This is a genomic window from Mesorhizobium sp. YL-MeA3-2017 (assembly GCF_030814575.1).
GTDB lineage: Bacteria > Pseudomonadota > Alphaproteobacteria > Rhizobiales > Rhizobiaceae > Mesorhizobium > Mesorhizobium terrae.
On the sequence record NZ_JAUSVH010000003.1, the window covers coordinates 220493 to 244048 of the forward strand.

Here is a 23556-nt window from a genome sequence, read left to right on the forward strand (position 1 = left end):
TTCGGAACGGATACCTGCACGCTGGCCAAGAGCGTGAGGGTAGTAACGGCCTTCGAATCGGATTTCGCTATCGGTCCATATTACGCCACCTCACGGGCGCATGATTTTCATCCCGACGGGAGCGCCGACCCGGAACTTAATGGTTCGGCCAAGGTTGAGGTGTGCCTTCGTTCAAGAAGGCGAACAACCTCAGGAGAGCGCTGTGGCGACCACCAAGAAAACACAGGCTTCCAGCAAAAAGTTGGACGACCTATTCCTCGATGGCATCAAGGACATTTACTACGCCGAAAAGAAGATCCTGAAGGCCCTTCCGAAGATGGCGAAGGGAGCCGAATCCGAGGAAGTGTCGGCGGCATTCCAGAAGCATCGGGAAGAGACCGAGGGTCAGGTCGAACGGCTGGAACAGATTTTCGATGCCATGGGCAAGGCCGCTCGTGGCAAAACGTGCCCGGCAATCGACGGCATCATCGAGGAAGGATCCGAAATCCTCGAAGAATACGACGGCTCCTCGGCGATCGACGCTGGTCTCATCGCCGCCGCGCAGGCGGTGGAGCATTACGAGATCGCTAGGTACGGTACGCTGGTCGCCTGGGCAGAACAGCTCGGCATGAAGGACGCCGCAAAACTGCTCAAAGCGACGCTGGAAGAAGAATCCGCGACTGACGAGGCGCTCAACGCCCTCGGCGAAGGCGGCGCCAATAAGCGCGCGATGGAAAACGCAGCCTAGTCGGGTATTTTGAAGTACACAGGCCTCGGCGGTCGCCGGGGTCTTTCTTCATATAGGGTCGAACATGGAAAAGACTTTCAACCGCATGGCGGAAGCCGTCGCACACGCCACCGGGCGGCCTTGGGCCTTTGCGGCATGTGTTGTATCGGTCGTGATATGGGCGGCTTCGGGACCGGTATTCGGTTTCTCCGAGACGTGGCAGCTCGTGATCAACACTGGCACTACCATCGTGACCTTCCTGATGGTTTTCCTGATCCAAAATACTCAGAACCGCGATGGCGCGGCAATTCAAGCGAAGCTCGATGAGTTGATCAGGTCCGGAAGCGGCAAGAACGATTTTATCGGGATCGAACACCTGACCGAAGCGGAAGTCGAGAAGTTTCGAGAGCTGTGCAAAGACGCCAAGGAGCGCGCTGGCCGCGCCGATCAGCCGGCCGTTGCGTGAGACGTTGGTCAGGAGGGCGCGTCTCGCTGCCCGGCCTCGGCTTCACCCTTGCTGATTGTAAAAAGCAGCGCGCCATGGTCGTCATAGACCCGGACCATCCAATCAGAACGCGAGAGCGCCTCATGTAGATCTGGGAGCAAATCTGCTGCCGAGCGGATAGCTTCCTCTCGTGCGACATCCAGGCCCGGGAGCAACGACGGCGGCACACGTCTACTGGAATCACCGTCCCGGTACTCGAAGACGAACCATTGGCCGCCACGGCGCTGACGCTCAGTTGGCTCGAGCGGGCTGTTGCCGTTGTTAGCTTCACGGTCCGGGTCTCCGAAGACCGCTGTTTGGAGGAGAATGGCTTTGGCTTTTTCGATAGCGGTCTCGCGGTCACCTTGCTCTCCAGTGGTCTCGACCACGACACTGTCTCCGCCTTCCCCGCGAAAGACGACACGGGTAGCAGGCTTCCCGTCTCCTGCGGTTGCATCTATCACTTCCGTACGGATAATCTGCATCGCTCCTTCCCCATCGAATTTGGTCGCCCTCCACAATGCGGAGTCTTCTAAAGCGTTCCGCTCACCGTCACCTCATATGCCTCGCCGTTGACAATGCCTGGGCCGACATCATGCGGCTGCCCCCAGCGTGGGTGCAGGACTAGACGAAACTGTTGCGGTTGAGCTCGGCGAACCGCGGCACGCTTTTCGCTGGCTAGGAAGGCTTTGCGCGCTTCCCCGGCGGCCTTTGTGAGGCCCAAGAGCTCGATTCTAACTTGCCGGGTCGTGCGATGACGGCAAGATAGCGACCCGATACGAGTCGTCTCGACGGCCGCATGTCGAAAAGAACTCGTCTCCAACCCATGGCGAGTCCAGACGGCGACGGCCGGGATTTGTTCCCGCCCGCAACTTAATCTCGTAACCGGCGTTGATGTCCGCGCTGGCGTAGGGAGGAAAACCATGGTCGATGACAAGAGCAAGCGTGACTTCCGGGACCGGGACCGCGTCTCCGGTGCGGAGGACTACGAGGTCGAGCATTTCGCCCAACAGAACGGGCTCACGCCTCAACAAGTGCGCAACCTCATAGCGAAGCAGGGCAATAGTCGGGCCGTTCTGGCGGAGGAGGCTCGGAGATTGCGGGAAAACTCTGGGAAGGATTGACCGTCAAAATCCCAGCGGTTCAGTCAGGTGCAACATTCCTGCGAAATCCGCGTTCCTCTCCAGGCGGAGGGATCATAAATGCGAATTTCCGTGCAGCCGGCAAAGCGCGACGACCAAGTAAAGATCATTTTCGACCGTCCAGTCACAGCGGATCAGGTGCAACCAGGGAAACACGGGATCGTCTCGCTCCTGCTTCTTTTACCGGGCCTATACGGTGACGGGTCGCATTACCGCTACACTCTCACGCTGACGGCCGAAGAGGTGCAATTGCTGCTTACGCCCGGCCCGTGAGTACGAAAGGCCCGCCTGAGGTGTCCAGCGGGCGGGCCTTGCCCCAGCCTGCGGTTTGGGGGAAGGCTGGCGGGAGTACACCCAGATACCTCAAGCGGCGTTTTGTTCAGAAAAAAGGAAGGCTGCTACCGCCAAGGTCGAAGTCAGGTGCGTATGGTGTTCTTGATGCTGGGGATGGACGCACCACGCGCGGATAGGATCCTCTTTTTTGAGCGTCGCCAAGGTGAAACCCGCTCGGCTGCGGCCGGACGGGTTTCTGACTTGGATTACCAGCTCTGCCGACCGTACCAGTCGTCTATGTCTTGGCTAACCCGATCCTTCTCGAGTCCGTACCGCTCCTGAATCTTGCCCTCAAGCTGGTCGCGCTTGCCAGCAATTTGATCCAGATCGTCGTCGGTGAGTTTGCCCCACTGCTCCTTCACTTTGCCCTTGAGCTGCTTCCAGTTTCCTTCGATGCGGTTCCAGTCCATGGTTTTCTCCATAAGGCGGGGATCGCCTATCTTGAAACGCGCGATGAAGAGGTTGGTTCAAAGGAAGCAACCGGAACTCGAGCCGTGTCGACCCATTGTGGTTCTGCTCGTAAACCAAACCACGATGGAGGAACCACTATGAAGAAGCTCCTTATGGGTGCCTTTTCGCTCACGATTATGACCGGCGCCGCGTTCGCGGCCGGCGGCACGACTTCGGCGTTGGACAACAAGGAAATGATGGGGGCGTTTTACACGGACCCGGACATGAAGACGATGAAGTCGGGTGACGATTTCAAGGCGGCCTGGATGGCTCTGAAGCCGGAAGACCGTGACACCATAACCAAGGAGTGCAGCAACGATTCTGAAAAGCTGCACAACGACTTCTGTGAGATTACAAAGAAGCTCGGCGGCGCCAACTAGCGCCATACATTGGGAAAAGCCCGTCGCCCGTCATGCCGACGGGCTTTTTTGTTTGTATCGAAGGGAAAGGAAATCAGGGTGGCGATCGGCCGTGATAGTGTAGCGGCTGCAGCGGGAGCGCTTGCCGAAACCTGCATAGCTTTGCCACGCGGATCCGACGAAGATGAAGCGGTCGCGGACCTTCTCAAGCTCCGCTATGGTCGGCGGGATCGACCCTTGGCCTGCTGCACGGCGGTACTTCGTTTGAATGCCGATCATTCGCTTCCCATTGGTCGGCGCTGATCCCCTCTGAACCTAGCCGGGGCTCTTACCCGACCTTTTTCGTCCCATCTCGCGAGGCGGCCGTCGGAACTATCTCGGTCGGCGGTCATTGATTTCGAAAGGAGGCCATCAGTGATCCGCCTATTCCTCGTTGCAGCAGCCACTTATGTAACCTGGCGCGTGATACCGCGTGTCGTCGAAGAGAACCGAAGCGTTGCTTTGTTGCCTCCGCCGTCGCCCGCAAGTCCGCCCAACCAGAGGCCTAGCCGGTGACGCGCATCCTCGACGTTCTTCTCGACCTGCCCCTTCTCCCAGCCCGAGGCCGGATTGCAGAACTCGGTCTCGAACAGATAATGGCTGGCCATGGCCGAGAAGCGGGCATTGACCTGCCGCTCCTTGCCGCGGCCGATCCTGTCGACCGCCGTGCGCATGTTGTCGTAGATCCCGCGCCGGGGAACGCCGCCCAGAACCTGGAAGGCGTGGTTGTGGGCGTCGAACAGCATCTCGTGCGTCTGCAGCGGATAGGCCCGCACGATGAAGGCCCGACTGTAGCTGAGCTTGAAGTGAGCCACCTGCAGCTTGGTGCGCTCGCCGCCGATGACCGCCCAATCTTCCGACCAGTCGAACTGGAACGCTTCGCCGGGCTCGAACGCCAACGGCACGAAGGTGCCGCGCCCGCTCGTTTGCATCTGACGTTGGCGCTCTTCCTTCCAGGCCCGCGCAAAGGCGGCCACACGACCATATGAGCCCTCATAGCCAAGGCTCATCAGGTCGGCATGCAACTGCTTGATCGTGCGCTTCTGCTTACGCGGCCTGTTCGCCTCCGTCCTCAGCCACGCCGACAGCCGCTCGGCATAGGCATCAAGCTTGCTCGGCCGATCCGGCACCTGGAAGCGGGGCTCCACCTCATCAGATCGCAGGTATTTGCAGATCGTGTTCCGCGACAGTCCCGTGCGCCGCGCAATCTCCCGGATCGAATGCCCGTCACGCAGATGCCAGCGTCGGATAACGCTCAGTAACGCCATGTCTATCACTCCAAAATCCCCTGCGATCAACCAGCAGGGGTGGGTTCAAACATGGGTCACTTCTCAATGGAAAAACCGCCCAATCCCGGGTCAGTTCTCGGCGGAAATCAACAGCGCTTCCTTCATCAGCTGTTACCGCGCGCTCGACCCCGCCTGAGGCAAGGGACGCGAAAACACATCCCACCGCCAAGCAAATGACGAAGGCGATTGGCATTGGAAGATGATGCATGTCCGATAGTGCCCGCCGTTGGCCGTTCACGAGCGCCGCTTCTACGTGGATCCACGGGTAAGGAGTGGGCATGGTTACCCCAATATAAACGCAGATGCCCCGCAAGCCACCAGTTCATCGCGTTGCGGGCGGCATCCTCGCCCACGATCTCCCGAAGCCCAGAAGTACCGCAAGCTCTACGCCGAGCCCCGCTGGTGTGGACTCTAGCGGGATCCGCAGCAAGCCCTCACAGGGACCTGTACCTGCCAGCGCTGCAAGACGAACCACTATCGCGATCACGAGGGGGATGCGCATCCCCGTTTGGGTAGTGCAAGACGAAAGGCCCGGCCGCTAAACTGGAGGCTGGCGGCCGGGTGCCAAGTTCCATGCGACGACGGCGGGAAGGTAGCCCCGCAATCGGGCAGCGATCAATTCCACTGAAGGGCCAACCGCGGCCCGCTTCAGCGCGTTGCGTCATGCTCTTTTAGATGTAGGCGGTGAAAGCCGCCGTCATCATAAAGACGCTGATGGCGACGAGCGCCGAATAGACAGTCCAGAATAGCGGCATTGGCATAACGTTCCCCCCGATACTAGCGCTCGCCGCCCCCGCTCAATATGGCGGCCAGACCGTTGATCCCTCACAGCAAGGCCTCACTAGGACAGTTTGATCGGGGGCAACGCCTTTTGGAATAACCGAACCGCCCGACCGAAGGGCATTGGGGAGGCTGTCGGCCGGGCTCGAGGGGATGCCGGCATGCTCATACAGACGCGCATACTATAAGCGGCATGCGTAGCGATTGGCAACGGTCGAAACGTCGCAAAAGAGAAAAGGCCCGGCCACCGAAGGGGCTCGTGACCGGGCGAGGAGTGCCAGAGGCATTTGGTTCTAACGCCATGACCATACGCTGCCCTTTGCTCGACGCCAAGGCCGAAGCGGCACTACTGGACGCAGAGCCGAGCAAAAAACGCGAGTCCTATTACCCCCAGGATGAAGGCAATCAAGATCAGATCGCTTCTCCACCGCCCCTTGTCCCTCATCGGCGTATCCTGCCGTTTAGCGCTGAGTGGACAACCCCTGTTCAGGTGGCCCAAGAAATCTGGCGTCGGATTCATACCGCTACGGTTAGCGCAGCGAAAATGCCTACCACTGTGACGGCGATCGCAACAACGTAAAACCAATCCTGCACCAGGAATGCCCTCCGACAGCTCAATTCTTTCGTCCACCAGAAGTTCCACCGAACAGGACCAACACCATGACTAACGTCTTCGTCGGCGCGCCGATCTCGCTTGCGTCATCGAGGAGATCGTCGGCAAGAAACTTTCGGCCAAACGGCGCTGCAACGGGAACCGCGCCTTCGTGGCCTTGGACGACTATGGCGATCGAATTGGCCGCTTGGCGCGATATCTACGGCAGGTCGTACACACAAGCGGATCGTTCAACTACGACCGCGCGGTGTGCACAAGTTCGCCCGTACCTGTTAGCGGGGCATTCGCCATTTGAGCGAATGATATCTGGACGGTGAACTTATCCCGCCGAGGAATCTTCATCGGGCGCTGCGTCAAGCACCCCATAGGCGCCTGATTTCGACCCAGGAGCCAACAACTTCCCTTCGGCTAACAATCCCCTCCGCAGCAATTCGCGGACAGCGGCCGCCCTGCTTGGCATGCGTTGCTCGAAACGCCAGTTCTCGAGCGCTTCCAGTTCTTCGGACGTCAGCATAATTTGCAGCCGCTCTTGCCGCTCTAGCTCTGCCACCACCGCCTCCATGGTATCAGCAATTACCCCATATATCAAAGAATTAGCAAGAGACTAATTTGCCGTCAATGTCCGTGTCATCTCCAGGAGCGCTTGTAACTAACTAACCACTTTATCCATTTAAGGTTCATCATACTAACTAGTTGTTTTTACTATAATAATTTTATTGTTGCGGTTGCCATTTTCAGAAAAAGGATACAAAATCTGGTCGCGAAAGAAGGAGGTAGAGATGAGCAGCGCATCATACGATGGACTGCACAGCGATGTCGGTGCTGCCGTGGAAGAAGCCATCACTTCCAGTCGGATTGTGAACGTGGCTGCCATCGCGGAGATGCTTAGGCGTCGCCATGCACACCTAAATGTCGCTTTGGAGGATATCGAGCTGTTGGTGCTGCGGTGTGCCGACCATCGTCGCTTCCCAGTGGAGTTCGATGGGTCGGTAGCTCTCGCTGATTAATAGGCAGACAGGGACTTTTTCGGCCAACCGACAACACGCAGGATTTCTCACTGCGTACTCTACCCCGAAGGACAAACTGAAACGCTCTGCGAGTGACGAAGTTTACGTTTCCCGCCAGGAATAGGACAATGAGAAGCGAAACAGCTATGCGGCTTCGTCAAGTCGGTCCTAGCGCGACCATGTCCTCACAAATTCATATGACACTGATTTCCAGACCGGTGATCACCCTGATCCAGCGGGTTTCGTGTCGGCGGAGCGTCAGTGGGCAATTTGCTGCCTTTGCGCTGCCGACAGCGCGCCGGCGGCGCGACGATGGTCTGCGCACCCTCGACCATTGCCTGATTGATGAACTCCACCCAGAAGCGTGCCATCAGCGATTGGATCAACTTTCTATCCGACATTCGCACGACGGCAACAGCCCGCTCGGGCCAATAGAGCGCCAGCACCAGGACCGCCAATGGTGCATCTTCGAGTATCGGGACGGCGTTCGAGCAGTCGCGTACCGCCGTCGCTGCTGCCCGGCATGGATACCGCGCGAACGGAAGCTACCCGCTCGGCGGCAGATTTGCTTGCCGACCTGGATGAGGCTCTTTCGCGTTCTGCTCGGTGAATCAGGCGGCTTTTTACAATCACCAAGCTGAAGCGGCTCAACGAGACGTGTTGTCATAGCCATCGTCCTCACGCAATTGCCCGTTGACTGGTGCGGCCTGCGCGCTCCTTGCCGTCTTTGCAAAGCTCTCGGAACTCCTCGACTTCTGCTTCGGTTAAGTGCTCGATCCCAATAAAATCGTTCTTGCCGTTTCCGGATCTGATCAACTCATCAAGCTTTGCCTGAATTGCGGCACCGTCGCGGTTCTGCGTGTTCTGGATCAGGAAAACCATCAGGAAGGTGATGATGGTGGTAACAGTATTGATCACGAGTTGCCAAGTTTCCGAGAACCCGAAAAACGGACCTGAAACCGCCCATATCACGACCGACGCAACACATGTGGCAAAAGCCCAAGGCCGCCCAGTGGCACGCGCGACAGCTTCTGCCATGCGGTTGAAAGTCTTTTCCATGTTCGACCTTATACGAAAAAGACCCCGCGACTGCCGAGGCCCTGAACCCTTCAACCCCGCCTGAGCGATTCAGTTCCAAGACAGTATTCATTAAGGCGGCCTCGTGCCGAAATGAGAGCCACGCGACGAGGACTTGGCGTCATATCGGTAACATGCAGACAACAGCGACATACGATTTGGTGGCGGGAACGTTTACCCTGTCGACGGGGCCGTGATCCGGTACATTCCCGATTTCTGATCTTCCGAAATGGCTCGACTTCTACCGTCAGCAGCAAGAGCGGGACCCGGATCACGCGGCATCGTATGCCGAGGACGTGAAGGCGCTTGAGGCCCTTGGGGCGCAGCTTCGGGCGTGAGACGATGGATCGAAACGAAATTGCATTGAGGTTCACCCCGCCGCACTGCAGAAGCTTTTCGAAGACTGGCAATAGTCCGCCATGCGACCATAAGCTCGCGGTGCCGCGCCAAGGTGTCGGAGCGTCGATAGGCCAGCTCAGTCTCGTCACCGACCCTATGAGCTAAGGCCGCTCCTGCGGTGTCTCGCGGAAACCAGCTTCGTCAACTGCCCAATCGCGGAAAGCTGCTCTAAAGCCGTGCGCGCTAAACTCGCCGACCTTCATACGCCGTATCGACCGTCGGAAGGCTTTCAGCCGCACGAGGCATGTCGAACGAACCGGGATGCTTCTGGGCTCATCGGGAGGGGCGATGAATCGGCGCCGGGCCGGAACCATTCTCGCCGCCACTTGTTTGCTTCCACCAATCCGACCCAAGGCTAACGAGGACATCTTTCAATGAGAAACCGACTGCTAATCGCCTCTGTTTCGGGAGCGGCGCTCATCGCGCTTTCATGGTCGGCTTTCGCCGCCGATACCTCCCAAGACTTCGTGAACAAAGCCGCCGTCGGCGGCATGTTCGAGGTCGAGACCAGCAGACTCGCCGACGGCGCGGCGCAGGACGCGGCGGTAAAGGATTTCGCCCACACGATGGTGACTGACCACACAGCCGCTAACACGAAGCTGAAAGCCATTGCCGAAAAGGGGAATCTTACCGTGCCTACCGCGCTGGACGATCAACACCAGGCGCAGCTGGACAAGCTCAAGGATGCCAAGGGCGCATCGTTCGATCAGCCGTACGTCAAGATGCAGCGAGACGCCCACAAGGAAGCGGTGTCGCTTTTCGAGAGCTATGCGAAGGACGGCGACAATGCCGCGCTGAAGGCCTTCGCGGGGGAAACGCTTCCCACACTCAAGATGCATCAGGAAAAGATCGAAACGATCGGGAGCGACACTGCTGTGCAGCCCGCAGCCTCCGGCACCGACGACGCCAGCGGTAACGGCGGGAAGCCGCCGCTTCCCGGAGCCAACAGCTTCACGGAAGGACAGGCTAAGGACCGCATTCAGGAAGCGGGCTACTCCGACGTTTCGGCGCTCGCGAAGGACGACAGCGGAATCTGGCGCGGGCAGGCGCGGAAGGACGGCAAGAGCGTGTCGGTGGCCCTTGACTACAAGGGCAACGTCACCTCCGCCTCCAAGTGAACAATCTCCAGGAGCATTTCAAATGAGAACCGTAAACGGACTTTTTGACGATTACGATAATGCCAGCGACGCGGTCGGAGAACTCGAAGCGTCGGGCGTGCCCAGCGACGACATCAGCATCGTCGCCAACAATTCAGAGGAATGGTACCGCGACGATGATCGATCTGCCGCGGCTGAAGACGCAGGCGCGGGCGCCGGGATCGGCGCCGTTGTCGGCGGCGCGGGTGGACTGTTGACCGGGCTCGGCGTCATGGCCATTCCAGGAGTCGGTCCCGTCGTCGCGGCCGGATGGCTCGCTGCGACTGCCGTCGGGGCGGCGGCAGGAGCGGCGGTTGGAGGCGTCGCCGGCGGCATCATCGGAGCGCTCACGGATTCCGGCGTTTCCGAGCGGGATGCTCACGTATACGCAGAGGGAATCCGGCGCGGCGGTGCCCTTGTAACTGCTAGAGTCAGCGACGAGCTCGCGCCGATGGCTGAGCGGATTCTCGGACAGTCAACTGCTGTCGACCTCGATTCGCGGCGTCGCGACTACGAGGCGGAAGGATGGACAGCCTTCGATCCAGACGCTCCGGCATACAGGTCCGGAAAAGGAAGGAGGGTTCCGTAGGCGAAGGCCGGGCCAGCTTCATGAAAGAGGAAAGCGACGGTTGTCGCCCAATCGCCCCCGATGACGCAGGGAGATCTGTTCGCAAGCCAGGACCGTCTGCCTGACGGCTTTCTGTATCGGGAACACCTCATATCGGACGAGGAAGAATCGGACCTCGTCCGCCGGCTTCGGGAATTGCCCTTCAAGCCCTTCGATTTCCACGGGCACCTCGCCAACCGGCGGGTGGTGGGATTCGGCTTGCGTTACGACTACGACCGAAGGGCAGTCGTCGAAGCGGCGCCGATCCCGGAATTCCTTATGCCCCTGCGCGAGAAAGTCGCCCAACTCGCGGGTCGGTCGGCGAAAGCCTTCGAACAGGTGTTGATAAATGAGTACCGGGAAGGCGCGGGCATTGGCTGGCATCGAGACAAGCCCCAATTCGGGGAGGTGGCCGGAGTCTCGTTGCTCGCAGCGTGCAGTTTCCGGCTGCGCCGCAAGGACGGCCTGAAATGGGACCGGAAGACGATTACCGTCAAACCGAGGTCGGCCTATCTCATGACCGGACGGTCGCGCGACGAATGGGAGCACAGCATTCCGCCGGTTGCCCGTCATCGTTACTCCATCACACTGCGAACCCTTAGGATCTGACTGCTCCAACCAGCATGGGATCGACGCATTCCGTGCGGGTCGTCGCCCGGGCTGCCGTTGTTTCGCCGGGGGCCGCCCGCCACCGACGTTCCGTCGATGGAGACGAGACCGGCATTGCAGGTTTCTCGGCTGCGAACGCCCGGTAGGGGAACAGGTCGCGCCCTGAAGGGTTTCGCCGTGATGTTTGAGCCTTCGTCTTACGACGCCTTGACGACGGCAGCGGTCGGCGCTGCGATCCTGCTCACGGCCTGGCTGCCGATGCTATTGAAGCGGCTGCCGCTTTCCCTGCCAATCGTCGCGATGGCGGCGGGCTATGCGGCAATGCCGCTGCTGTGGCCGGAAGATGCGGTGCGGGCGGCCTATCGACCCGATGTTGTCGAGCGTCTCACTGAGTTCGTCATACTCGTCGCGCTGATGGGCGCGGGGCTCCGGATCAAAAGGCCACTCAGCTGGCGGGGCTGGGTCTCAACCCTCCTGATGATCGTCGTCGCCATGCCGTTGACGATCGCTGGCATGGCTGCGCTCTGCTGGAGGCTGGCGGGTTTCTCCCTGGCGTCAGCCATTCTGATCGGAGCTGCCCTTGCTCCCACTGACCCCGTGCTTGCGGCCGAGGTCCAGGCAAAGCCGCCCGGCGAGGAAGAAGGGGGAGAGGTCAGGTTTGTCCTGACCTCGGAAGCCGGACTCAACGATGGGGCCGCTTTTCCGTTCGTGCTCCTAGCCATTGCTCTCACCGCCACGTCGTTCCAATCAACTTGGCAGGAGTGGCTCCTGAGCGACGTGCTGCTGCGGATATTCGTTGGCGGTGCCGTCGGTTTCCTGTCGGGTTGGTGCTTCGGTATTTTGGCGTTCAAAATCCCGGGCCTCGAGCTCGCCAAGACCGGGGACGGACTCGTCGCGGTTGGCGTTACCCTGATCTCGTACGGCGCGACCGAGGCGTTGGGCGGCTATGGCTTTTTGGCCGTTTTCATCGCCGCCGTGACGTTGCGGGCGACAGACCGCGGTCATGGATTCCATGCCGCGATGGCCGAGTTCTCCGAGCAAATCGAGCGCATCCTGATGGTGCTGATCATGCTGGTCTTCGGAGCCACGCTGAGATGGGGATTGCTCGCCCCGCTAAGCTGGCGGGATATTCTGGTCGGCCTTCTGTTCCTGTTGGTGGTCCGACCGCTGTCAGGCTGGGCAAGTCTTGCTTCGTCGCCGATTCCAACGGCCGCAAAAGGGCTGGTTGCATTTTTCGGCATCCGCGGACTTGGGACAATTTACTATCTCGCCTTTGCCGTCAGTCGCGCGAACTTTGAAGACGTGGATCGAATCTGGGCCTTGTCTGCCTTCGTCGTCCTGTGTTCGGTGGTTCTCCATGGAGTCAGCGCGTCGCCTATCATGAGCTGGGTCGATCGGAGGCGCGCACGCATTCGGCAAGCGGGCGATCGTTGAGGCTGTAGGAGATCGAATTGCAATTCTCGATCGTTCTCCGGCCAATGTGGCGCACTGACCATTCACGGTGATGCGACGCTATGATTCATCCGTGACTCCTTGCTCTCCCTTTGATAGCGTTATGGCTGCGGGAGGTTGGCCAGATGGTCAGGAAGCGCCTTGACGATTTGCTGGATTGCAAGCGCTGCGGCACGATCCGGATGGACATTCCGGAGGAACCTGACGAGGACACGCCAATCCGGTGCAGCGGCTTCGGCGCACTTCTCGGGACCTGGGGGGAACTGCGGAGGGATTTCACCCGCCAGATCGCCAGCGCCGACGTGATTGAATTGAACCACGGCACGATCACAAAGAACGAATAGCCCTATCCTTCGGGAGTCGACCTGTTCTCTTGCGGACCCGAAAATCTTCCGTTCCCGCGCAGAAATGCCTGGATCGATCTGACGGTTCCCGCGTTGCCTATCGTCTTGCACAGGGAGGCCGCCATGGGCGCCGATCGACACGAGAAAATTCAGCAGCGTGCATACCAGATCTGGGAACGCGAGGGCCGACCTGACGGTCAGCATGAACGGCATTGGCGCCAGGCCATCGATGAACTCGACCGTGATGAGCTTGAGTACCACGGGCAGGCCGTGCCGGAAACCGTGTATGGCACCGACGTCAGCGGTGAGACGGTTTCGCCTGGCCAGGCGAGAAAACGCGACACGGGCCGCGTGGCGAAGGACGATGTGCTGGCCCAAGAGGCGCTTGCGATCAAGACCGGGATATCAGGCGACGAGGCGCAAAGGCTGATAGACGAAGCGGACGGGGATCTCGATGCCGCCGAACAAGCCGCCCGGGCCGAGGCAGGCAAGACTGACTAGCTGAGCGGGCGTTTGGATAGACGAGCTTGGGCACGTACAGACGTTATCGTCGATAGATTGCGGTGTCCTGAATAACCGAAATCCCGGTTATTCAGGCTCCTGTCCGGCAAGCATGCGCTGTGCTGAAAACGCCGGGCCGCTCAACTCCAGGCCCCGCGCATTCTGGCACGCAGATCGACGCTGGCTCGCGATCTCGCACCCATGCCCGATTTGGTTTCCGCCACGGGCCAAGTCGTCTGTTCGAAATGCTGGAGCGCGTGATCCGGAATGAACCGTGAGCGCAGCCCGTAGACATGTCGATCACCGCGTCCGACCTGGTTCTCGACATAGAAGCGTTGCGGCATCATGAGATGCAATGAATCCTTGGCTCGCGTCATCGCAACGTAGAGAAGCCTGCGTTCCTCTTCGATCTCCTTGCGCTCGCCGGCGCCCAGGCAGGCGGGGATGCAACCGTCCACGACGTTAAGGACGTAGACGTTCTTCCATTCCTGTCCCTTGGCGGAATGGATGGTCGACAGGAAGAGATAGTCATCGTCGCGGTGCGGCGGACCGGCATGGTCGCTGCTGGCCGCAGGCGGATCGAGGGTTAGGTCGGTCAGGAAACGTTCGCGTGACGGATAGCCGGCGGCAATCTGCTCCAGTTGCATGAGATCGCCGCGCCGGGCTGCCGCGCTTTCGTGAATGCGCTCGAGATGCGGCTCGTACCATAGCCGTACGTGTTCGAGGTCTGAGGGCCAGCTTGACGATTTACGTCTAAGCTCATCGAAAAGCGTTACGAATCCCGGCCAGTCTTCGGCCACGCGTTGAGGGGCACGCAGCGCCTGAAGTCCCATGGTAGGGTCGAGTGCAGTTTCCATAGCGTCGATCACTTGTCCGGCGAAGGAGGGGCCGACGCCGGGCAGGAGCTGCAGCACGCGGAAGCCGGCGACGCGATCACGCGGATTCTCGGCGAAGCGCAAGGTTGCCAGGACGTCTTTCACGTGCGCGGAATCGAGGAATTTCAGGCCGCCGAACTTGACGAACGGGATATTGCGTCGCGTCAGTTCCACCTCGAGCGAGCCGCTGTGATGCGTCGTCCGGAAGAGCACGGCCTGCTCCTTCAGCCGCGTGCCGGCTTCCCGTTCGGCGAGGATCGCGTCGCAGACATAGGTTGCTTGGGCGGTGTCGTCGCGGACAGTGACGAGCGCGGGCTTCGCCGACGACTTGCGCTCTGTCCAAAGGTCCTTGGTGAAGCGTTCCTCAGCTTCGGCGATCACCGCATTTGCCGCAGCCAGGATGGGCTCGGTCGAGCGGTAGTTGCGATCGAGCGTCACGACTTCCGCTTCAGGCGTGAAACTCTTTGGAAAGTCGAGGATGTTGCGGATGTCCGCCGCGCGGAACGCGTAAATCGATTGCGCGTCGTCTCCGACGACCGTCACGCCGCTCCCGTCGGGCTTCAGCGCCAGAAGAATTGCCGCCTGCAGGCGATTGGTGTCCTGGTACTCGTCGACCAGGATGTGATCGAAGCGGGAGCCGATCTCCTCGGCAAACGCGGCTTCCTTCGCCAGCTCGGCCCAATAGAGCAGCAGGTCGTCATAGTCGAGCACGTTCTGCGCCTGCTTGGCCTCGACATAGGCGGCGAACAGCTTCTTCAGTTCGTCGACCCAGTTGTGGCACCAGGGAAAGTCGTCGGCGAGAACCTCGTCAAGCGGCGCCTGCGCGTTGACCGAGCGGGAATAGATCGACAGGCAGGTCTGCTTGGCAGGGAAGCGGCTTTCGGTCTTCGAAAGGCCGAGCTCATGCCGAATAAGATTCATCAGGTCGGCGGAGTCCTCGCGGTCATGGATTGTGAAGGCCGGATCGAGGCCGATATCCAAAGCATAGTCGCGCAGCAGGCGCGCGCCGACGGAGTGGAAAGTCCCCGCCCATGTCAGGCCATCGGTCATGACGGAAGCCCGGTCGCCGAGCACCTGGGACGCGATGCGTTCCACCCGCTTGGTCATCTCGACCGCGGCGCGTCGGGAGAAGGTCATCAGGAGGATGCGGCGGGGATCCGCACCGTTGACGATAAGATGGACAACGCGATGTGCCAGCGTGTTGGTCTTGCCCGATCCTGCTCCGGCGATGATGAGAAGCGGCCGGGCAACTTTGCCGGAGCCGTGTTCGACCGCCAGGCGCTGGCGCTCGTTGAGGCTCGACAAGTAGTCGACAGGCTTCGGCGAATCAAAGGCGATGTTCATCGCCACATGCAGCATTGTTTCCGTTTCGTTCGCAAGAGATCCGATCGTCGTTGCTATGCCTGCCGTGCCGCAGGGTCACTCGCGGTCCGCCGATAGGCTGCGAAAAAACTCGTCGCGGCGATCGCCGGACGCCTTCGGCAAAGGGTCCGTCAACCTCCGCTTTCCCACTGCGATCGTCTCGGACAGCGCCTATATGATGGAAGAACTCGAACCAGGAGATTCAAACGATGACCAAGGAACGCGCGGTGCTCGCAGGCGGCTGCTTCTGGGGCATGCAGGATTTGATCCGACGCCGTCCCGGCGTGATTTCCACCCGCGTCGGCTATAGCGGCGGGGATGTGCCGAACGCCACCTATCGCAACCATGGCACCCACGCCGAAGCGATCGAGATCGTGTTCGATCGGGACAAGGTCGGCTACCGCGATCTCCTCGAGTTCTTTTTCCAGATCCACGATCCGACGACTCGCAATCGCCAGGGCAACGACATCGGCTCCAGTTACCGCTCGGCGATCTTCTATACGACCGACGAGCAGAAGCGGGTCGCGCAAGACACGATCGCCGATGTGGACGCTTCCGGCCTCTGGCCCGGAAAGGTCGTGACCCAGGTGACGCCGGCGAGCGATTTCTGGGAAGCGGAACCGGAGCACCAAGACTATCTCCAGCGCTATCCGGACGGCTACGCCTGTCACTTCCCCCGGCCGAACTGGAAGCTTCCGAACCGAGAAAAAGCGCACCACGCCGAATAGCTTTCGTTCCCGCGTATTGCTTCGGCAATCAGTTCGTGTCGCGCCCGGTTTGTCGACAATCTTCCGCACGCTGCGAGGGGGCGGGCTGCTCTTAAGGTTGTGGGAAGTCAGTGACCGCCCAGTCCAGCATCGCCAGGGAGGCGAGCCCGCCACGCCGCGAAGCAACGACATCGTCTGACGGCGACCTCCCCATGGAATACCGCTCTCGTGCGCTTCAAAGGCCTAGAAGGTGATCCATCATCCATCGAACTACGTAAAACGAAGCATGAAGAATTTGGTAAGTTTCCATATTGCTTTGATGTCCCTCGGGTTTGGCGGCGGCCGCTATTTCGGCGGATGGACGACAAACGCGAGGGTGCCCATGTCATAGACAACGCAATCATAACCCGCTGCATCCCAATGAATACTCGCCAAAAAGCTATTTCTCCCTGGTTTCGAGCCGCAATCGTCATCGTTCCGGTCATTGCAGCCTCGCTTTTGGGACAGTGGGCCACGTATCCCAACCTCGCTTCATGGTATGCGGGCTTGGTCAAGCCGTCGTTCAATCCACCGAACTGGATTTTCGCGCCCGTATGGACAGTTTTGTACCTTCTGATGGCCTACTCGGCGTGGCGCGTTCTCAAAATTTCCGACGATGACGCTGAGCGTCGTTTCGCGCTGACGCTTTTCTTTCTTCAACTTGCACTGAACGCAATGTGGTCATGGCTGTTTTTCGGATTGCACAATCCGCTCGCCGGCCTGCTCGACATAGTGCCGCAATTCCTGCTCATCCTGGCAACGATCGATCGGTTCCGCAGGCTCGATCTCGCGGCCGCTTTCTGCCTCGTGCCGCTTGCAGCCTGGGTGGCGTTCGCGTCCTTGCTCAATTTCGAGATCTGGCGTCTGAACGGTTAAAGGGACCGCGACACGCATGGCTGATGACAACGCAAATCAGGACATCTCGCGGCCAGTAATAGTATGGTTTCGAGACGATTTGCGTTTGGGGGATAATCCCGCGCTGAATGCCGCCGCGCAATCTGGACGACCTGTTTACTGCATCTATGTTGACGATGAAGAATCCGAGGGGTTGCGCCCGCTCGGCGGGGCTTCACGCTGGTGGCTTCACGGCTCGTTGCAGGAATTGGACGATGCTTTGCGTCGACGGGGCGGCCCCCTTTTCATCCATAGAGGCCAAGCGTCGACGGTCATCCCTCGTCTTGCCGCCATGATCAATGCAGCGGCTGTTTTCTGGAACCGAAGATACGGCGCAGCAGAGCGAGCGATCGACGAGACAGTCAAGACCGCGCTGAAGGCACAAAAAGTCGAGGCGAGAAGCTTCAACGGCCACCTGCTCTACGAACCGTGGTCGGTAAAGACAAAGACAGGCGGATCGTTTCGGGTCTTTTCCGCATTCTGGCGCGCCGCTCATCAAGTAGGAGATCCGGAACTGCCGCTCCGCGCGCCATCGCGACTGGAATTCTTCGACGGGTCGCACAGCGACGAACTGTCCTGCCTTGCCCTTGCCGACCTGAGGCTCGAACCTTCGTCGCCCGACTGGGCCGGCGGATTGCGCGCCAATTGGAAACGCGGCGAGGCTGGCGCGGAGGTGCAGCTTGAAAAATTCTTGAATGAGCACCTGGGGAAATATGCTGATTTCAGGGATTGTCCCGGTCGGCCCGATACCTCGCGACTTTCACCCTATCTGCGCTTCGGGAATATCTCAGCTCGCGAAGTGTGGCATGCGTCGGCGGCCGCGACGAATGCGGCCTCTCATCGAACCGGCAATCGCAACCTGGAGAAATTCCAGTCCGAACTGGGCTGGCGGGAATTCTCCTACCACCTCCTCTATCACAACCCGGCCCTTGCTTCTCAAAACCTGCAGCCGCGTTTCGACGCGATGCCATGGAAGGAAGATCCAAAAGCATTTCGGGCTTGGCAGACCGGGACAACGGGCTACCCTATTGTCGATGCGGGAATGCGTGAACTCTGGAATACCGGGTGGATGCACAATCGCGTGCGCATGGTGGCCGCGTCGTTCCTGATAAAGCATCTGTTGATCGATTGGCGCCACGGCGAATCTTGGTTCTGGGATACGCTAGTCGATGCCGATCCGGCCAACAATGCTGCAAGTTGGCAATGGGTGGCCGGGTCCGGTGCCGATGCCGCGCCATATTTCCGCATCTTCAACCCTACCCTTCAGGGGCAAAAATTCGATCCCGGGGGCGACTATGTAAGGCGTTGGATTCCTGAGCTTGACGAGTTTCCTGCATCCGCCATCCACCGCCCACGGCAGGCTCCCGATAAAGCATCGGGACGAAATCCGAAAACGGGCGTCGCTTATCCTGCGCCGGTCCCGCCGGGCGTTAAAAGCGTATGACGATCTGGCTTGACGGATGCAACAGCCGCTCCGTCTTCAGGCTGGTGCAAACTGGATCGCCGGAAAACCCGGCAGCGCCTTCAAACACCCGGATTAGCATCCGCTTCGCGCAAGACGTAAAATCCGACATCAATGATTCCGGCCCTGAAGCCGGCCTCGCAATAGCAGAGATAATATTCCCAAAGCCGACGGAATCGTTCAGGAAAGCCCATCGCTTCGATCTTCGGCCAAGCCGCCAGAAAGCGTTTGCGCCATTCGACCAGGGTCTTGGCGTAGTCGTCGCCGAAGCTTTGTGTTGAAACCAGTGTCAGACCGGCAGCCCGGGCCTGGCCAGCAATGACCGCTTTCGTGGGGAGCATTCCACCTGGAAAAATATGACGCTGGATGAAGTCCGGAGTTCGACGGTAATCTTCGAAACGCGCCTCATCAATAGTGATCACCTGCAGGGCGGCGATCCCACCAGGGCTAAGACGCTCGCGCAGGGTCTTGAAATAAACCGGCCAGTACGCCTCGCCGACGGCCTCCAGCATCTCGATCGAGACGATCCTGTCGTATGTTCCTCTGACGTCGCGATAGTCGATCAATTCCAACTCAACCTTGTCGGCGAGTTCTTCCTTTCTCACACGCTGCCGGGCGAAGGCCAGTTGCTCGGACGATAGGGTAATGCCTGTGACGCGAGCACCGGCACGAGCCAGCTTTACGGCCAGCGCTCCCCAGCCGCAGCCGATTTCGAGGACATGCTCGCCGCCGCGGAGATTCAGGAGATCTTCAATCCTTGACAGCTTGGCGTCCTGTGCGGCTTCGAGCGTCTGCTCCGGATCCGTATAGAGCGCCGACGAGTAGGTCATGCTCTGATCGAGCCAGCACTGGTAAAAATCATTGCCGAGATCGTAGTGAAAGGCGATGTTCCTGCGGCTCCCCGGCTTGCTGTTCGCCCGCAGGAGATGCCTTGCGCGATTGAGCAGCCGAACAGGCCAGAAGCCAGATATTTTGTTGTCGAGCGCGGCGATGTTGCGCGCCGCCAATTCCAGCAACGCGGCAAGATCCGGGCTCGACCAGTCTCCGACGATGTAGGCTTCGGCAAAGCCTAAGTCGCCCTGACCGATCAGCCGCCTAATCGCGCGCCAGCGACGCAGAACAAGCGTCGCGGAAGGTCCGGCCCCTGTTCCGGAGTGTTGGACGTGACCGCCCGAGGGCAGCACGACTGTGATACGGCCGAACTCGATCTGCGCGATCAGCCGACGCACCGCGCGGGCGGCGGTGCTTTCCTTCGGCCCGCCGAGACTGGCCGGTTCGCGTGCTTTGCTTTCAAAGACCATTCGCGGTGTTCTTTTCCCGATGATCGATCTCGGGCATCGCGCTATGCCCAATGGTGACGGCCTGATCGGGTGGTGAAGGCCGATGGTGCAGACGAATGCCCTTCAGCCAGATCAGCAGCGCTTCCCAGTAGATGCCCGCGATGACTTTGAAGGTCATAAGCGGATAGAGGCAAAAGGCGCGGCCCAGCGCGGCGTCCGTCAGATCCTGGCGGGTTGTGCTCAGTTTGGCGACGATCAGCGGTCCGGCGTCATCGCGTCCAGTGATCGAAACCGCCAGATCCTTCCCTGGAGGGTTTATAGAAAAGGAATAGACCATGTCGGTGGTCATGAAGGGGGAGACATAGAAGGATTTCTGACTTTCCTGGCGGATCGGGCCGTTTATGCCGGGGAGCACGGGAACGAGGTAATTGTGGCGTTGCCCGAATGTGTTGTTTACCTCATAGAAGATCGCGGAAAGCGATCCGTCGTGCCTATGGCAGAAATAGACGCTGAGCGGATTGAAGGCGTATCCCAGGATGCGCGGCATGGTGAGGATTTGAATCGAGCCGCCGAAATCTATTCCGGCTTCCCGCAAATGCCGTTCAATCTTCTCGCGTAGCGACGTTTTTGCTTCGGCGTCGTGATCACGATCGTGGAAGCTGAAGAGGTTGAAGCGATTGTGCGAGAACAAGCGAAGCTTGCTCGCCAACGTGTCGATTTCGTCGAGATCGAGAAGAAGGTAGAAGACGCTATAGCGCAGGCGGTGCTCTCTGGGCCGCAACCTGTGGTGCATCACTGAGCCAGCGTGGAGCGCTGATCGGAAGCCTGGCATCACGCTGCCTCCGCCGCCGGCCGGATGGGCGCGCCGTCGTGGACGTGAATGCGTCCGGATTCTTCGGGGACCGTCCAGGGCCGACGCACGCCGCCAAAAGCTTCGGCGACCGCGAGACCGGCCTGCAGTCCATCCTCGTGAAACCCCGCGCCGAAATATGCGCCGCAGAACCATGTGTTGCGGATGCCTTGTATGGACCAAAGCTCCTTCTGCGCTTGCATTGCCCGGGCATCGAAACGCGGGTGGCTGTAGCGCATTCGCCTGAGGACCGCCTCCGGTGCGATCTCGCGATGAGGGTTGAGGGTCACGAACAGCGGCTGCTCGCTGTCGATCCCCTGAAGGCGGTTCATCCAATAGGTGACGGCGAGCCTGCGGCCGTTTCGGTCATTCCTGGTCATATAGTTCCAGCTCGACCACACCCGGCGCCGCTGCGGCATCAGGCGCGCGTCGGAGTGAAGAACGGTGTCGTTGACGAGATAATCGAACGCGCTCAAGAGGCGTCGTTCTTCGCTGCTAGGATCGGCAAGCATTGACAGCGCCTGATCCGCGTGGGTCGCCACGACAATCTGATCGAAACGTCGGCGATGGCCATCGAGTCCGATGATTTCGGCATCGCTCGCGTTGCGCAAGATCACCTTGATCGGATAGCCGTTCACCACTTCCGGTACAGCTCCGACAAGGACCCGCACGTAGGAGCGGCTGCCGCCGGCCACGGTCCGCCAGGTGGGACGCCCGGTTAGTTTTAGGAGCCCGTGGGTTTCGCAGAAGCGGATGAATGAAGCGGCGGGATAGGCTCCGATCTTCGCCGCGGGGGTCGACCAGATCGCCGCCGCCATCGGATAGAGATGGTCGTTACGGAATCCATCGCCATAGCCGGCGGCGTCGAGATATTCGTCGAGCGTCATCATGCCGAGCGCCGCAACATTGCGCGGCGCCTCGCGATAGAAGCGTACGAGATCCCGGAGCATCAGCCAGAACCGTGGGCTTACGGCGTTCCGGCCCTGTGCGAAGAGTCCCGACAATCCGGTGCCGGAATATTCAAGTCGGCCGTCGTCGAGAGAAACGGCGAACGACATGTCTGACCGCTTGGTGGCGACGCCTATGTGCTCGAACAGCGCCGTCAGGTTTGGATAGGTGGATGCGTTGAACACGATGAAACCGGTGTCGACGGCAAGGCCTGCGGCATCGACCGTGTGACTATGTCCGCCCAGGCGGTTATCGGATTCGAAGAGAGTAACCCGATGGCGTTTCGACAACAGCCATGCGGCGGACAGCCCGGAAATGCCGCTGCCGATAACGGCTACATCAAGGGTTTTACCGAAGGACTGCCTGCATTCGCTCCATTCATTCGCTGCAATCTTTCCGGTCAAGGGATTTCCCTCCACGCGCCAAACTGCCAATGTTTACGGAACCCGACGTTCGATAGATCACTTGAAACCTGATCCGGTTGCGAGTTTCGAGCGTATGAAGGGCAAATGGATGCTGCAGAGATACAGTTCGACGACAAGCGCATGCGGCAGGTCCGTCCGGCAGCGAGGCTTATTTTCTTGAACGAGGCCAGGCAAAAGGAGGCGCCACCCTCACCAGAGGAATTGATCAGCCTGATCTGTGGTGTTGCGCAGAAGCGGGATCGCAATGCGTTCGCTCGGCTTTTCGCTTATTTCGCGCCGCGCGTGAAAAGCTTTCTCATGCGCTCCGGTCTCGAAGATTCGATCGCCGAAGAGGTGACACAGGAAGTGATGATCGCTCTATGGCGCAAGGCATCCTATTTTAATCCGGATCGGGCGGGCGCATCGACATGGGTGTTCACGATTGCCCGCAATCAGAGGATCGACCGATTGCGCCGGGCGCGTTCCCGGGCGACGGATCATCTCTTGGATCCGAGCGACGAACCGGATGCCCCGACGTCGGGCGAAGAGATTGCGATCGCGTCAGAACGAGAAGAAGGGGTGCGCAAGGCTTTGGCAAGCTTGCCGAGCGACCAGGCAACCATTGTGCGCCTCTCTTTCTTTGCCGAGAAACCGCATGCGGAGATCGCCCGCGAGCTCGGCATCCCGCTCGGCACCGTAAAATCCCGCGTGCGGTTGGCATTGAATCGGCTGCGCACCCTATTGGACAGCGATCTATGACGATCAATCATCATCCCAGCGACGAAACGCTGATGCGTACGGTGAGCGGGACGCTGGGCGCCGGACCGGCGCTGGTCGTATCCGTACACCTCGAACGCTGCGCCGTTTGCCGTGACCGTCTCGTCGGCTTCGAGGCCGTTGGCGGCGCGATCCTCGACGAGATGCCGCCAGCCCCGCTTTCCGCGGATTTGTTCGGGCGCACCATGGAGAGGCTGGAGGCCGACCTGCCGTCGCGGCCACAAAAAGCGGCGAGGGTAAAGCAACCTGCCTTGGGAATAGAGCTCCCTCGGGCGATGCAGGACTGCGAGATCGGTCCGTGGAAATGGTTAGGGCCGGGTTTCAGATGGAGCAAGGTCAGGATCGCCGGCAGCCCTGACGCCAAAATCATGCTGCTCAAGGGCAGAGCCGGGCTCCATCTTCCGGCTCATGGACACAGCGGCCTGGAATTCATGCAGGTGCTGTCCGGGTCGCTGTCGGACGAGCGCGGTCAATACTTTCCGGGCGATCTCGACGAGGCCGGCGACGATGTCGATCATCGTCCCGTCGTCGGTCAGGAATCGGACTGTATCTGCCTGGCAGCCCTCGAAGGCGACACGCGTCTTCATGGATTTCTGGGCCGCCTCCTGCGTCCGATCGTGGGCTTCTGACC

The 23556-nt window shown here is 59.9% G+C and carries 27 protein-coding genes and 1 pseudogene; 17 read left to right on the forward strand and 11 right to left on the reverse strand.

Annotation, left to right across the window (positions count from 1 at the left end):
• Positions 1 to 202: 202 nt before the first annotated feature.
• Positions 203 to 727 (forward strand): ferritin-like domain-containing protein, encoded by a 525-nt coding sequence (locus tag QFZ88_RS28540; protein WP_065996736.1) that lies wholly within the window; start codon positions 203 to 205, stop codon positions 725 to 727.
• A gap of 64 nt (positions 728 to 791) precedes the next feature.
• Positions 792 to 1172 carry a low affinity iron permease family protein gene (locus tag QFZ88_RS28545; protein WP_065996735.1) on the forward strand — a complete coding sequence of 127 codons (381 nt, stop codon included), beginning with the start codon at positions 792 to 794 and terminating at the stop codon, positions 1170 to 1172.
• An 8-nt stretch (positions 1173 to 1180) separates the two neighbouring features.
• Here the strand turns inward: QFZ88_RS28545 and QFZ88_RS28550 are convergent, their stop codons facing one another.
• A complete protein-coding gene (locus QFZ88_RS28550; protein ID WP_065996734.1) occupies positions 1181 to 1675 on the reverse strand; it encodes a DUF6894 family protein in 495 nt (164 codons plus the stop codon).
• Positions 1676 to 2113: 438 nt separating this feature from the next.
• Between QFZ88_RS28550 and QFZ88_RS28555 the strand changes: the two genes are divergently transcribed.
• Positions 2114 to 2314, forward strand: coding sequence for a DUF3606 domain-containing protein (locus tag QFZ88_RS28555; RefSeq protein ID WP_065996733.1), 201 nt, complete (start codon positions 2114 to 2116; stop codon positions 2312 to 2314).
• Positions 2315 to 2392: 78 nt separating this feature from the next.
• Entirely contained in the window at positions 2393 to 2605 is a 213-nt protein-coding gene (locus tag QFZ88_RS28560) for a hypothetical protein (protein ID WP_065996732.1), read from the forward strand.
• 266 nt (positions 2606 to 2871) lie between these two features.
• On the opposite strand, the gene QFZ88_RS28565 is transcribed toward QFZ88_RS28560, so the two are convergent.
• Positions 2872 to 3075 (reverse strand): CsbD family protein, encoded by a 204-nt coding sequence (locus QFZ88_RS28565; protein WP_065996731.1) that lies wholly within the window; start codon positions 3073 to 3075, stop codon positions 2872 to 2874.
• A gap of 138 nt (positions 3076 to 3213) precedes the next feature.
• Between QFZ88_RS28565 and QFZ88_RS28570 the strand changes: the two genes are divergently transcribed.
• Positions 3214 to 3495 carry a hypothetical protein gene (locus tag QFZ88_RS28570; protein ID WP_065996730.1) on the forward strand — a complete coding sequence of 94 codons (282 nt, stop codon included), beginning with the start codon at positions 3214 to 3216 and terminating at the stop codon, positions 3493 to 3495.
• A gap of 30 nt (positions 3496 to 3525) precedes the next feature.
• Here the strand turns inward: QFZ88_RS28570 and QFZ88_RS28575 are convergent, their stop codons facing one another.
• The 3 genes and pseudogenes from QFZ88_RS28575 to QFZ88_RS28585 all read right to left on the reverse strand — a co-directional run bounded on the left by QFZ88_RS28575 (position 3526) and on the right by QFZ88_RS28585 (position 6745).
• Positions 3526 to 3753: a hypothetical protein gene (locus QFZ88_RS28575; protein WP_065996729.1), complete on the reverse strand. Its 228-nt coding sequence runs from the start codon at positions 3751 to 3753 to the stop codon at positions 3526 to 3528.
• A gap of 266 nt (positions 3754 to 4019) precedes the next feature.
• Positions 4020 to 4781: pseudogene (istA, locus tag QFZ88_RS28580) on the reverse strand (IS21 family transposase); the annotation flags it as partial.
• A 1733-nt stretch (positions 4782 to 6514) separates the two neighbouring features.
• Positions 6515 to 6745 carry a hypothetical protein gene (locus QFZ88_RS28585; protein ID WP_065996704.1) on the reverse strand — a complete coding sequence of 77 codons (231 nt, stop codon included), beginning with the start codon at positions 6743 to 6745 and terminating at the stop codon, positions 6515 to 6517.
• A 229-nt stretch (positions 6746 to 6974) separates the two neighbouring features.
• Between QFZ88_RS28585 and QFZ88_RS28590 the strand changes: the two genes are divergently transcribed.
• Positions 6975 to 7202: a hypothetical protein gene (locus QFZ88_RS28590; RefSeq protein ID WP_065996648.1), complete on the forward strand. Its 228-nt coding sequence runs from the start codon at positions 6975 to 6977 to the stop codon at positions 7200 to 7202.
• Positions 7203 to 7387: 185 nt separating this feature from the next.
• Here the strand turns inward: QFZ88_RS28590 and QFZ88_RS28595 are convergent, their stop codons facing one another.
• Both QFZ88_RS28595 and QFZ88_RS28600 read right to left on the reverse strand, forming a co-directional pair.
• Positions 7388 to 7660 (reverse strand): hypothetical protein, encoded by a 273-nt coding sequence (locus tag QFZ88_RS28595; RefSeq protein WP_065996649.1) that lies wholly within the window; start codon positions 7658 to 7660, stop codon positions 7388 to 7390.
• 220 nt (positions 7661 to 7880) lie between these two features.
• Positions 7881 to 8261 carry a low affinity iron permease family protein gene (locus tag QFZ88_RS28600; protein ID WP_065996650.1) on the reverse strand — a complete coding sequence of 127 codons (381 nt, stop codon included), beginning with the start codon at positions 8259 to 8261 and terminating at the stop codon, positions 7881 to 7883.
• Positions 8262 to 9052: 791 nt separating this feature from the next.
• Between QFZ88_RS28600 and QFZ88_RS28605 the strand changes: the two genes are divergently transcribed.
• The 6 genes from QFZ88_RS28605 (at position 9053) to QFZ88_RS28630 (ending at position 13327) form a co-directional block, all read left to right on the forward strand.
• Positions 9053 to 9796 (forward strand): DUF4142 domain-containing protein, encoded by a 744-nt coding sequence (locus tag QFZ88_RS28605; protein ID WP_065996651.1) that lies wholly within the window; start codon positions 9053 to 9055, stop codon positions 9794 to 9796.
• A 22-nt stretch (positions 9797 to 9818) separates the two neighbouring features.
• Positions 9819 to 10403 (forward strand): general stress protein, encoded by a 585-nt coding sequence (locus tag QFZ88_RS28610; protein ID WP_065996652.1) that lies wholly within the window; start codon positions 9819 to 9821, stop codon positions 10401 to 10403.
• Positions 10404 to 10463: 60 nt separating this feature from the next.
• Positions 10464 to 11030 carry an alpha-ketoglutarate-dependent dioxygenase AlkB gene (locus QFZ88_RS28615; protein ID WP_065996653.1) on the forward strand — a complete coding sequence of 189 codons (567 nt, stop codon included), beginning with the start codon at positions 10464 to 10466 and terminating at the stop codon, positions 11028 to 11030.
• A 180-nt stretch (positions 11031 to 11210) separates the two neighbouring features.
• A complete protein-coding gene (locus tag QFZ88_RS28620; protein WP_065996654.1) occupies positions 11211 to 12464 on the forward strand; it encodes a cation:proton antiporter in 1254 nt (417 codons plus the stop codon).
• A gap of 143 nt (positions 12465 to 12607) precedes the next feature.
• Positions 12608 to 12826: a hypothetical protein gene (locus QFZ88_RS28625; protein ID WP_065996655.1), complete on the forward strand. Its 219-nt coding sequence runs from the start codon at positions 12608 to 12610 to the stop codon at positions 12824 to 12826.
• Between the two features lie 123 nt (positions 12827 to 12949).
• Positions 12950 to 13327 (forward strand): DUF2934 domain-containing protein, encoded by a 378-nt coding sequence (locus QFZ88_RS28630; RefSeq protein ID WP_065996705.1) that lies wholly within the window; start codon positions 12950 to 12952, stop codon positions 13325 to 13327.
• Between the two features lie 140 nt (positions 13328 to 13467).
• Here the strand turns inward: QFZ88_RS28630 and QFZ88_RS28635 are convergent, their stop codons facing one another.
• Positions 13468 to 15546: an ATP-dependent helicase gene (locus tag QFZ88_RS28635; RefSeq protein ID WP_065996706.1), complete on the reverse strand. Its 2079-nt coding sequence runs from the start codon at positions 15544 to 15546 to the stop codon at positions 13468 to 13470.
• A 227-nt stretch (positions 15547 to 15773) separates the two neighbouring features.
• On the opposite strand from QFZ88_RS28635, the gene msrA reads away from it, so the two are divergent.
• The 3 genes from msrA to QFZ88_RS28650 all read left to right on the forward strand — a co-directional run bounded on the left by msrA (position 15774) and on the right by QFZ88_RS28650 (position 18648).
• Positions 15774 to 16292: a peptide-methionine (S)-S-oxide reductase MsrA gene (msrA, locus tag QFZ88_RS28640; RefSeq protein WP_065996656.1), complete on the forward strand. Its 519-nt coding sequence runs from the start codon at positions 15774 to 15776 to the stop codon at positions 16290 to 16292.
• A gap of 207 nt (positions 16293 to 16499) precedes the next feature.
• Positions 16500 to 17186 carry a TspO/MBR family protein gene (locus QFZ88_RS28645; protein WP_245317376.1) on the forward strand — a complete coding sequence of 229 codons (687 nt, stop codon included), beginning with the start codon at positions 16500 to 16502 and terminating at the stop codon, positions 17184 to 17186.
• A gap of 16 nt (positions 17187 to 17202) precedes the next feature.
• A complete protein-coding gene (locus QFZ88_RS28650) occupies positions 17203 to 18648 on the forward strand; it encodes a cryptochrome/photolyase family protein (RefSeq protein WP_083237602.1) in 1446 nt (481 codons plus the stop codon).
• Positions 18649 to 18728: 80 nt separating this feature from the next.
• On the opposite strand, the gene QFZ88_RS28655 is transcribed toward QFZ88_RS28650, so the two are convergent.
• The 3 genes from QFZ88_RS28655 to QFZ88_RS28665 are packed head-to-tail and all read right to left on the reverse strand — an operon-like array spanning position 18729 to position 22148.
• Positions 18729 to 19967 (reverse strand): SAM-dependent methyltransferase, encoded by a 1239-nt coding sequence (locus QFZ88_RS28655; RefSeq protein WP_065996658.1) that lies wholly within the window; start codon positions 19965 to 19967, stop codon positions 18729 to 18731.
• Entirely contained in the window at positions 19957 to 20778 is an 822-nt protein-coding gene (locus tag QFZ88_RS28660; RefSeq protein WP_065996659.1) for a DUF1365 domain-containing protein, read from the reverse strand. The genes QFZ88_RS28655 and QFZ88_RS28660 overlap by 11 nt, the downstream gene beginning before the upstream one ends.
• Positions 20778 to 22148 (reverse strand): NAD(P)/FAD-dependent oxidoreductase, encoded by a 1371-nt coding sequence (locus QFZ88_RS28665; RefSeq protein WP_065996660.1) that lies wholly within the window; start codon positions 22146 to 22148, stop codon positions 20778 to 20780. Before QFZ88_RS28665 ends, QFZ88_RS28660 begins: the two co-directional genes overlap by 1 nt.
• A gap of 177 nt (positions 22149 to 22325) precedes the next feature.
• On the opposite strand from QFZ88_RS28665, the gene QFZ88_RS28670 reads away from it, so the two are divergent.
• Together QFZ88_RS28670 and QFZ88_RS28675 are read left to right on the forward strand one after the other, a co-directional pair.
• Positions 22326 to 22907, forward strand: coding sequence for a sigma-70 family RNA polymerase sigma factor (locus tag QFZ88_RS28670; protein ID WP_065996708.1), 582 nt, complete (start codon positions 22326 to 22328; stop codon positions 22905 to 22907).
• Positions 22904 to 23554 (forward strand): ChrR family anti-sigma-E factor, encoded by a 651-nt coding sequence (locus QFZ88_RS28675; RefSeq protein WP_065996661.1) that lies wholly within the window; start codon positions 22904 to 22906, stop codon positions 23552 to 23554. Before QFZ88_RS28670 ends, QFZ88_RS28675 begins: the two co-directional genes overlap by 4 nt.
• Positions 23555 to 23556 lie beyond the last annotated feature (2 nt).